We start from the raw sequence: 10,609 nt of genomic DNA on the forward strand, positions 1-10,609 counted from the left end.
GGCATACCTAGGGCATGTCCGTCGTAAGATTCAAAGAGGGGTATATTCGTTGAATAAATAGATATAAGCTGAGTTCTTTGACAAAGAGTGCACAACAGCTACTTCTGTGATCTAAATTGCTGATGTGCAGTATATTTTCCCGGAGAAAAAAATTTTTTGTGACAATTACATAATTTTTTAAGGATTTTCTATTGCGTCACTGAAATGGTAGCGATAACATAGAAGGAGATATGGAATAGATGAACTAGCTTGACAATACTCTTGGGGAGGTAATGCCATGCTGCTTGCTGAAGCTGCCGCGCAAGGACCGTCTAAATTTCATACCTTCGATGTATTTATGATTTTGTTCACCGTTCTGATCTTCATTGGAGTGATTCGGCTGCTACGGGCACCTCAGAAGAACAAATTCGCTATTGCTTTTGGAGTGGTGAGTCTGTTGGTGTTCGTGGTTTCGGACTATGCAATGGTGATGAACTGGATAAGTTAGTACACAAGTGACAATTACAGAGCATTATATTCTAGGAAGACACCTTTAACCGCCACTGGCGCTGCTGAAGGCGTCTTTTTATCATTACTAAAGGGTATATCCATTAGATTTCAGCAATTCATAGATACAGAGAGGGCCGGTGAAGACGGATGTGGTGGGGGAAACGAAAGTATAGAAAGAGTCTAGGCTTGCTACTGTGCGGAGTGCTGCTGTCCGGTACGGGGAGCGGTGCCCATTCAGCACTTGCAGCGGTAATTCAAGACAGTAGTCAGGCTGGAGCCAAGGACTTCAGGGTTGGGGCTTTCAATCAAGTAGGAACCGCAACAGCTGCCGGCAAAAAGAATGTGGTGATGACAGATGACGCGGTGCCGCAGATTATAAAAGAGGTGTCCCCCTCTGTGGTGGGCATTATCGGCAAATATTCCGGCGACCGCAGCAGCGGACCGGATGACCGGTACAATCTGACCCATGGCTCGGGAATTATAGTCAAAGCGGACGGCTGGATTATAACCAATGCGCATGTCATAAAAGACTTGCAGAACGCGGTAGTGGTCACGTCAGACGCTAAAAGCTACAACATCACAACATCCTATATCGATGAAGTCAGTGACCTGGCGCTAATCAAAATTAATGCCAAATCTCTGAAGCCCGCCAGGTTTGCCAGTGCATCAAGCAAGCTCCAGGTGGGGGAAAAGGTGATTGCTATCGGGACCCCTATTTCCTTTTCGCTGCGGAATTCGGCTACAGTGGGTGTGGTCAGCGGACTGAACCGGGCCGTCGATGCCGCCTATCGTCTGATTCAAAGTGATACGGCTATTAACCCCGGGAACAGCGGCGGTCCACTGGTCAGTATGAAAGGGGAAGTGCTGGGGGTGAACAGTCTGAAATACGCTGCGGTTGGTGTGGAAAATATGGGATTTTCCATTCCGGCGGATACCGTTCAGTACATCATGAACCAGTTGTTTAAATATGGTGAGGTAAAACGTCCCAGCCTGGGCCTGGAGCTTGAGGAGAGCTGGTCCGCGATTGTTGGGCTGCCTGCACAGGACCCGCTGACTGTAACCAAGGTCGTATCTGCAGAAGCAGAACAGGCAGGAATTACTACAGGCGATGTGCTGTATGCGATTGACGGACATCGTGTTACTTCACTGGTGGACATCAATGAGTGGTTCAAGAGTTATAAACCGGGTGCAGCAGTGAAGCTGCTGATGCAAAGTGACGGGGATATTGTGACCCGTAAGCTGGTGCTTGGTCAGGGTGACCCGCTGACCGGAGGAGAGGGGGGGGGAGGTGATGGAGATGCTGAAGCACAGACAGAAGAATAGCGGGCTGCCAGTGGAGGTACGACGGATGACAAAAAGCAGAATGATGCGGTGCGGGATGTGCGCGTTGCTGGCTGTGTTGATGCTGCTGGCAGGTCTGCCACTCCAGCAGGCGCAGGCAGCGGAGCAGAAGCAGCTGCAGCTGAATCTCAAGGTCGGTAGCACTACCGCAACCGTAAACGGTGAGAAGGTTGTGATTCAAAAGCCCATCGAGGTTAACGGAACGGTGCTCGTGCCGCTGGGTATATTCAAAAAAGCTTTCGGCAGCACAGTCTCCCTTGAAGCGGACAATGTGGTTAAGGTGATGTACGGGCCCCATACCGGGGCCATGACCATCGGCAGTACAACTGCATGGAAAGACGGGGTCAAGATCACGCTGCCCGTAGCCCCGCGTATGGTTTCGGGAACACTGCTCGTACCGATGCGCTTTGTGGCCGGAGTTCTGGGAGCACGGGTTTCTCCTGGCAGCGGTGGTGGACTGCTGATCACGCTCTCGCCATCAGAGGTTGATGAAGAAACGCCGGGGAGCAGTGGAATCGACAGTGATGTCGGCAAAACACGGATAGGCAACAGCTACTATGGGTGGAGCATGAACTATCCATCCGGTCTGGTGGTCGGTGACAGCGGAGGCAATGAAAGTGTAGCGACTTTTACAAATACAGAGAATCTGTATTATCTGGAGGTTCACGTTTCACCGCTGGAAATAGCGGCAGATCCCGATGAATTGCTGGAGAGACTGGTTCGTGCGGCAGAAGAAGGCGGGGAGACGATTCTGGACCGGGTGGTTTTTCCGAATGCGGAGGTTCCCTACGCCCGAATTGTCAGTAAGGATTCCAGCGGTGCTCTGTGGGAAGGACGTCAATATTACAGTAACGGAAAATTATACGAGCTCTACCTGACTGACGATAATGCAGGGAATTACAAGGATCTGAATCCATACGCTTCACTGTTGAACTCATTTATCCCTTCATTTAATGCCGGCGACAAAAGTATCCGCGACCTCTCAACGGTCAAAAACGGTCTGCGCGAAGGATACAACGACGATTACGGAATAACTCTACAGGTTCCTGCAGGTTGGACTATGGATGATCAACACCTGTATTACGAGAGTAACAAGGGAAGCCATCTGCTTGTAAAGGTTTCTTCAGCGCCAACCGGGTCTACACTGGAGAGCTGGAGCAAAGATCTGGATTCACAGGTTAGTGATACCTTTATGCCGGGTGCATATACCATGCAGAAGGATATAGAGGCCGTGGTCTCCGGTGAGCCTGTGCGCGTGAAGGAAACGGATCTGAATCCGGGCAGCGGCTGGAGTACAGAGTATCAGATCCTTTTGCAAAAATCCGGCTACCGCTACTACGTCGAATATTTGGCAGCAGCAGGGCAGGATGAGGATAAGGCTCAATTTAAGACGATCTTAAGCTCTATTGATATTGATTTTTCCAGAATCAAGGAGAACTTTGGCAGGCTGGAGACCGATGATTACATAGCGCTCCGCAGCCAGGCTGTAACCAAAAGCTCCAAGACCTACGGCTATAGCATAGATATTCCACGGCTGTGGATACCTTATCAGGATGTTTTTGAGAGTCAGACCGTAGAATACCGGTTCACCGGCGGACGCTTCCAGATCAATGCTACCCCTGAGGGTTCCGTCGATTATGCGGTAGGCTTGCTGCAAAGTTACTACAAGAACAGTAAAAATGATCCCAAAGGCCCTCAGCTAATCAGCATGGAGGAGATTACGTTTGCGGGAGTCCCGGCCACGCTGCTGACGGTCCGCCAGACTAGGGGCGGTATCCCTGGACATATGAAGCAAGTGGTTTTTGGTAAAAATGATCTGGTCTACACCCTCACCATAAACGTGAATGACGCCAACTCGACGCCTGCCCAGCAAGCAGCTCTCGATACAACGCTGAAGTCCTTCCACATAGCGGAGGGTGGGGAGTAGGGGATTACTAATGTAATTACGTGGTCTGACTAAGAACGTCCTATTGCCATTCTTGGCAGGTTGGGGCGTTCTTTTTTTTAATTAACCATATCCCTATAAATCTTGGCAAATCAATGGCGAACTGGTGTGATGTTTGATACAATTAACAGGTTAAAAAGCTTTAAATGACCCGCCGGTAAGGCGGTTTGGGAGGATATAAATGAACGAGCAAGGAATACGCAGAGAAGACGTGGAGCTACTGGCTCCGGCGGGTGACTGGGACTGCATGCGTGCGGCGGTGGCGAATGGGGCGGACGCTGTCTTTTTTGGCGTAGAAAAGTTTAATGCACGGGCGAGAGCGAACAACTTCCGCATGGACGAGCTGCCGGAGATTATGGCATTCCTGCACAGCTATGGTGTGAAGGGGTTCCTGACCTTTAACATACTGGTATTTGAGAATGAGCTGCCTGACGCTAAGGAACTGATTGATGCTTGTGTAGATGCGGGTGTGGACGCAGTAATCGTGCAGGATCTAGGGCTGGTCAAAATGATCCGCGAGATCTCCCCGGACTTCCCGATCCATGGCTCTACGCAAATGACGATTACTTCACCGGAGGCGGTGGAGTTCACCAAGCCTTGGGGGCTGGAGCGCGTAGTGCTCGGCCGCGAGAATAACCTGAAGCAAATCCGTACGATCGGGGAGCAGGCCCGCCTGCCCATGGAAGTTTTTGTACATGGGGCGCTGTGCGTATCCTATTCCGGCCAGTGCCTGACCTCGGAAATGTGGGGCGGACGCTCCGCTAACCGCGGGGAATGCGCTCAGGCCTGCCGTCTGCCGTATGACCTGATGGTGGATGGCGAGATCAAGCCGATGGGCGATGTCACTTATCTGCTGTCACCTAAGGATCTGGCAGCGATTGATCTGATGCCGGAGCTGATCGAGGCAGGAGTCACCTCCTTCAAAATCGAAGGCCGCCTCAAAAGTCCGGAATATGTAGCTAATGTGGTAGGTAAATATCGTAAGGCAATTGACCGGTATTTTGAAGGGAACTGGTCACCGACCTCCAAGGAAGATATCCGTGAGCTGCAGCAGAGCTTCTCCCGCGGCTTCACGCATGGCTTCCTGGAAGGCACAAACAATAAAAAGCTTGTGGACGGCACCTTCCCGAAAAGCCGCGGCGTCTATATGGGGACCGTAGAGCAGATTCTGCGTGATGGTGTAGTGTGCCGCATTCATGCACCGCTGAAGCGTGGGGATGGCATTGTTTTTGACGCCGGCGATCCGACGAAGAAAGAAGAAGGCGGACGCGTCTACGATCTGCGCCGCAAAGGCGTGAAGCTGGAAGGCGAAGCCGGGGAAGGCTGGATCATTGATATCGTGCCAGGACGCAATGACGTGGATCTGCGCCGCCTCCATGTCGGCGACCGCATCTGGAAGACGAATGACCCTGCGCTGGACAAGGCGCTGCGTCAGACCTACGAAACCGAGAAGCCTTACCGGGTCTTCCCGGTGCATGTGAAGGTAGAGGGGCGGGCGGGTGAGCCGCTTGCCACCTGGTGGACCGACGTTCAGAAGAACGTGACGGTCCGCGTGGATTCGGAGCTTCTGCTGGAAGCCGCGCAGAAGCGTCCGATGGATGCCGCCCTCCTGGAAGAGCAATTCGGCCGCCTGGGCGGGACCGTATTCCAGCTGGAGGCTATGGAGTCGCACCTGGAAGGCGACGTGATCGTGCCTATGCGCGAGCTCAACAGCATCCGCCGCCAGGCGGTGGAGCTGCTTGCGGGCGAGCGCCCGAAACCTCCCGTCTACGTGAAACGGGAGGTAGAGGTCTACGGCGGCGCTTCCCGCAGGGGCGCCGCAGGTCCGCACGGTGAAGCGGAGCTCACCGTGCTGTGCCGCAGCCTGCCGCAGGTGCAGGCTGCCCTCGAAGCCGGCGTAACGAACATCTACGCCGACTTCGAATTCATCAAGCAGTTCCCGGCAGCGGTGGACGCTGTACGGGCTGCGGGAGCCAGTATTGCGCTGGCTACGCCACGCATTCATATGCCAGGCGAGAACGGTTACCATGCCAACATCCTGCGTTTGCAGCCGGATGCTGTCCTGGTGCGCAATACCGGAGCGCTCTATTACTACTTGAAGCGCCGCATGGAGCAGCCGGATGCCGTACATCCGCGCCTGATCGGCGATTTCTCCCTGAATATCGCCAATCACAAAGCGGTAGATCTGTTCCTGAACGCAGGCTGCGACGCAGTAACACCGTCCTACGACCTGAACATCCAGCAGATGGTTGATCTGCTGGAACACAGCGATACTTCGCGAATGGAGGTCGTGATCCATCAGCATCTGCCGATGTTCCATACCGAGCACTGTGTGTACTGCACCTTCATGAGCGAAGGCACGGATTATACGAACTGCGGCCGCCCCTGCGAGGAACAGCGAGCTTCCCTGCAGGACCGCATCGGGATGGCCCACCCTGTTCGTGTAGATGAGGGGTGCCGTAATACAGTCTACAACGCAGTGGAGCAGTCTGGAGCGGAATATCTGAACAATTTCCGTGAGCTCGGTGTGAACTCCTTCCGTGTCGAGTTTCTGGAAGAAACGCCGGAGCAGGTTGCTGAGGTCCTCAGCCTCTATAGCCGTGCGCTGCGCGGAGAGATTTCCGGGACACAGGTATGGAAGAGTCTCAAGGCTACCAACCAGCTTGGAGTTACGCGCGGTCAATTGGTGAACGCGAAGTAAGCCGGATCGTTCGGGCGGTGTTCGATTAGCAACAACGCAGGTTCTGTTTGTATAGTGCCTGCATTTCGCCCCAATAAATCCCAGGGTCAGTGTAGTTAGGAGCTTGTAGATAAGCTCTTAGCGCACTGGCCCTTTTTTAATACATATCCCTTGCGGCCTCAATAACATCCCTGCCAAAACACACCCATAACTGCTATAATTAAAGCAAATATGCCATTTTCCCTTTAGCAATGAAATGGAAATTAGAGAAGATCATAGAAGGAGTCCTGTCATGAAGATCCGTAAAGCTATTATTCCCGCAGCCGGTCTTGGCACCCGTTTTCTGCCGGCGACCAAAGCCATGCCCAAAGAAATGCTGCCGATTGTAGACAAACCAACCATCCAATACATTGTTGAGGAAGCGGTTGCTTCCGGCATTGAGGATATCATTATTGTAACGGGGAAAGGCAAACGAGCGATCGAAGACCATTTCGACAATTCATTTGAGCTGGAATTCAATCTGGCCGAGAAGCAAAAGTGGGAGCTGCTGGAGTCTGTGCGCAAATCCTCCGAAATGGCCGACATCCACTACATTCGTCAAAAGGAACCCAGAGGTCTCGGGCATGCTATCTGGTGTGCCCGTAAATTTATCGGCAATGAGCCATTTGCTGTTCTTCTTGGGGATGATATTGTCGAAGCGGACAAGCCCTGCCTGAAGCAGATGATTGAAATTTACGAACAATACAAATCCTCCATCGTAGGCGTTCAACCTGTGCCATGGGAAGAGGTTTCCCGTTATGGTCTGGTGGATGGTACGGAATTGGCTGATCGGGTCTTCAAAGCAAACCGACTGGTGGAGAAGCCCAAGAGAGAGGAGGCCCCGTCCAACCTCGCCATTCTGGGGCGGTATATCCTGACTCCGCGTATCTTTGACATGCTTGGCGAGCAGCAGGTAGGGGTAGGCGGAGAAATCCAGCTGACCGACGCCATCTCCCGCTTGAGCGAAGTGGAGCGCATTATTGCTTATGATTTTGAAGGCAAACGCCATGACGTCGGCGAGAAAATGGGCTTCATCCAGACCACCATCCACTATGCGCTTCAGCATGAAGAGCTCAAGGAAGGTCTGCTCGACTACCTCAAAGCAGTGATTGACAGCGAAGCACAGAAAATAGCGAAGTAAAGGCTACCGATAGCATTTTTTTGACCCTGGCCCCCGGATTCATCTCTAACTAATTATTAATCAATCCAAAAAGAGCGCCTCACTGAACTCAGTCAGTGGGGCGCTCTTTGATTTACAATCTCATTTCCCTTAGTACTGCGTATTTACAATGGCATCGATCTGAGCGGCTTCTGCTGGATCTGCGGCAATCAGCTTGTCAAAGACTGGCTGATCTTGAGCAGCATTTGCCTTCTTTAAAGCGGCCAAGTACCAACGGGCAATCTCGCGGTTGGCTGCATCCTTATAATCTTCGGACAGGCCAAGCTTCAAGGTATTGGAGGCCGCTTGAACTTGACCTGCCATCAACTGGATTCTGCCCGCATTGAGTGCAATTGCAGGAGTGACAGGGAGTGACTGGACCTGCAAGTCGGCTTGTAACTGGTTGTAAGCATTAATCCCGACATTCAGATACATAACTTTACCGTCAGCATCCTGCTGGGTGAAAGCCTGCTGAGCCAGCTCATAAGAGCGGGCAATAAGCGAACTGTACCAGTTCGTATCCCAAAGGGTTGCGCTGTTCACAACATCCGCATAATGATCCCCAAGCCCAAGCTTTAGGGTTGCCGTGGCTTCCTCGTTTTGTCCTGCGATCTGCTGCATTTTTGCCACATTCAGAGCAATCGTCGGTGTTACCGAGAATGGACGTCCCTGCATCTGCTCAGGAGGCAGAGTTTTCAGATGCTCCACACCATCCGTTACATGCTTATATGCATCAAGTCCTGCAGTTAGGTACTCCTGCTTCTTAGCTTCGTCTTTTTTGGCATTTGCGGCACTTGCCAGCGTCTGGGAGCGGCTGATCAGAGCATCATACCATTCAATATCCCAGTTAAACTTATCTGCGTTGTCCCGATAGACAGCGAAGGAGAGCTCGCTTTGGCCTTTCAATTCATACGATGTAGCCAATAGCTGGAGCAGCTTCTTGTTATAAGGCTCATCCTTAAGCGCACGGTTGATCACGGTGAACGATTCGTTCAAGTACTGCTGATCCTGAGTTTGGCCATACACCTGCTGGTCCATAGAGGCGAGGTATGCCGCTGCTTCCGGATGGTATGGACGATCCTTTAACGTTGCTACCAGAGGTGCCTTGAGCTCCTCATATGATTGACTTACACCCATCAACTCCTTGGCCTTCATGGCTGAGCTGCTGGAGCTAATGGCGCTAATCGACAGGAAGAGCATAAAGGCTGTACCGATAGCCAGGGCTGCAAGGTAACCATAGCGTAACCCAGTTGTATTCCAATTCCGGCGCAGCGGTTTGCTGTCCATGGCAACGCCCATTCCGGCAAGACCGATGAATATCAGAATGCCCATAAAAGCATAGCTGAGATTGAAATCTAGAAAGCTGTGGAGAAGAATCGATAAAGCAATAATATAGAAAAAGAATCCATTCTCAAATTCATTTTTATCCCGTTTAAGATATCCACGAATGTATTTGTAGAAAATATAGCCGATAAAACCCATGAACACGATAAATCCGACAATACCTACCTCAATCAGATATTGCAGGAAGAAGTTATGCACCTGGCGGCTTGTATACGGGTTGTTCTGATAGTGCTCATACAGCGAAGTCCAGCCCCCGCCCCCTGCTCCAAGTATCGGATAATCCTTAATAACTTTTACGGCATCCTTATAAAAAGTAATACGTTCAAGTACACTGTGCTGCTTGAAGTTGATGTTCTCCAGACGTGTTTCCATGTTGGCAGGAAGTACGGTGCGTACGCTTGTACCGATCAACAGGAAGGCAACAACCGCAACCAGTACAACGGAGAGGAGCGGCAGCCACAGACTTGAAAGCTTGCGTGATTCCCAGCCGCCGAGCTTGTTCTGCAGCCAAGGAGAGAGATACTGCTGAATGGCCCAGCCAAGTACGGCGACCACAGCGGAGGCCCCAAGCAGATATGCCCAGCCCTTTAATGCTGCAGCAGAAGTGAAAGCTGTATTCAGTTCCGTCCCAAGATTGGTCATCGGGCCCGCAATGGCAAGCGAGGCAATGCCGGCAATAGCAAGATGAATAATCCAGAGAATCTGCTTTGCAGGCTTCAGGGACAGTAGCAGAAGAATGAAGACCACAGGCAGCATCACTAATCCCCCGCGGGACAAGGTCAGCAGCAATGAAATAATGATAGGAACGAGCATGAATCCATGCGTTAGCGTTCCATACCACTTCTTGGATCGAACCAACGCGAAGACAGCCACAAATAGAAATGCCATCAGAAAAGCCGCGTATGTATTCGCATATTGGAAAATCGAGGTCAACCGCAGGCCATTGGAGTCCGTCATTACCGCATCCAGATATTTGCCTCCGCGTACAGTATCGGAGAACCACCCCACCAAACCTCCGGCTAATTTCCAGCTGCCCAGCCAATTTAGCAGACCAAAACCTACAATAAAATAAGAAATAGCCAGTATAGCATTTTGAATGACAACATTTAGTTGCTTTTGCTTGAGCAGATATAACGCTATAATGAAGACTGCAATATACATACTCTGAACAAAGAGGATATTCATCGCCATATAATGCGAAACAGCGACAAACAATGACAGGGCATACGTTATAGGAAGCAGCAGCGAAGCCACAACCAGCAAGTCGCGTTGTTCCTCCAGCTTGAACTTCTTATAGAACAAGCCCATCCAGACCAGCAGCAAAAGACCGCTGAGTAAGGAAGACACATAAATCGGCTTTTCAAAGTCGATCTGCTGCCCATTAAACAATCCTACCTGAAATGGGGTCCATACCAAAAACATAATGAAAGCAACAACCAATGCCCACACCGGGCTGGATATCTTTTCAACATTTCTCGACTGAGCTGCATTTTTACCGTATACTGGTTTCGACACGTTTTAATCTCCTTTTCCTGTAGGTACGTCAATATTTTAGCATAATGATAACTTCTATTACTACTAAATATCTTTTGAATAAGAGGGACAATATGAT

The 10,609-nt window shown here is 51.1% G+C and carries 6 protein-coding genes; 5 read left to right on the top strand and 1 reads right to left on the bottom strand.

Translation table 11 applies throughout. The features are described from left to right. Positions 1-277 precede the first annotated feature (277 nt). The 5 genes from A3842_RS03745 to galU all read left to right on the top strand — a co-directional run bounded on the left by A3842_RS03745 (position 278) and on the right by galU (position 7,635). Positions 278-487, top strand: coding sequence for a hypothetical protein (locus A3842_RS03745; protein ID WP_074087233.1), 210 nt, complete (start codon positions 278-280; stop codon positions 485-487). A 149-nt stretch (positions 488-636) separates the two neighbouring features. Next, positions 637-1,812: a S1C family serine protease gene (locus tag A3842_RS03750; protein ID WP_371915979.1), complete on the top strand. Its 1,176-nt coding sequence runs from the start codon at positions 637-639 to the stop codon at positions 1,810-1,812. Beyond that, positions 1,787-3,757, top strand: a complete 1,971-nt coding sequence (locus A3842_RS03755) for a stalk domain-containing protein (RefSeq protein WP_178382286.1) — start codon at positions 1,787-1,789, stop codon at positions 3,755-3,757. The genes A3842_RS03750 and A3842_RS03755 overlap by 26 nt, the downstream gene beginning before the upstream one ends. A 199-nt stretch (positions 3,758-3,956) precedes the next feature. Further along, positions 3,957-6,476 carry a U32 family peptidase gene (locus tag A3842_RS03760; RefSeq protein WP_074087228.1) on the top strand — a complete coding sequence of 840 codons (2,520 nt, stop codon included), beginning with the start codon at positions 3,957-3,959 and terminating at the stop codon, positions 6,474-6,476. A gap of 271 nt (positions 6,477-6,747) precedes the next feature. Further along, positions 6,748-7,635: a UTP--glucose-1-phosphate uridylyltransferase GalU gene (gene galU / locus A3842_RS03765; RefSeq protein WP_074100488.1), complete on the top strand. Its 888-nt coding sequence runs from the start codon at positions 6,748-6,750 to the stop codon at positions 7,633-7,635. Between the two features lie 129 nt (positions 7,636-7,764). Here galU and A3842_RS03770 read toward each other — a convergent pair whose 3' ends face one another. Beyond that, positions 7,765-10,512 (bottom strand): O-antigen ligase family protein, encoded by a 2,748-nt coding sequence (locus tag A3842_RS03770; RefSeq protein ID WP_074100489.1) that lies wholly within the window; start codon positions 10,510-10,512, stop codon positions 7,765-7,767. Between the last annotated feature and the right edge of the window lie 97 nt (positions 10,513-10,609).

It is taken from the genome of Paenibacillus sp. P3E (assembly GCF_001909045.1).
Classification (GTDB): domain Bacteria; phylum Bacillota; class Bacilli; order Paenibacillales; family Paenibacillaceae; genus Paenibacillus_AQ; species Paenibacillus_AQ helianthi.

Coding starts and splice junctions, on each gene's coding strand:
- A3842_RS03745 (WP_074087233.1), top strand. CDS start 278: ATGCTGCTTGCTGAAGCTGCCGCGCAAGGACCGTCTAAATTTCATACC.
- A3842_RS03750 (WP_371915979.1), top strand. CDS start 637: ATGTGGTGGGGGAAACGAAAGTATAGAAAGAGTCTAGGCTTGCTACTG.
- A3842_RS03755 (WP_178382286.1), top strand. CDS start 1,787: ATGCTGAAGCACAGACAGAAGAATAGCGGGCTGCCAGTGGAGGTACGA.
- A3842_RS03760 (WP_074087228.1), top strand. CDS start 3,957: ATGAACGAGCAAGGAATACGCAGAGAAGACGTGGAGCTACTGGCTCCG.
- galU (WP_074100488.1), top strand. CDS start 6,748: ATGAAGATCCGTAAAGCTATTATTCCCGCAGCCGGTCTTGGCACCCGT.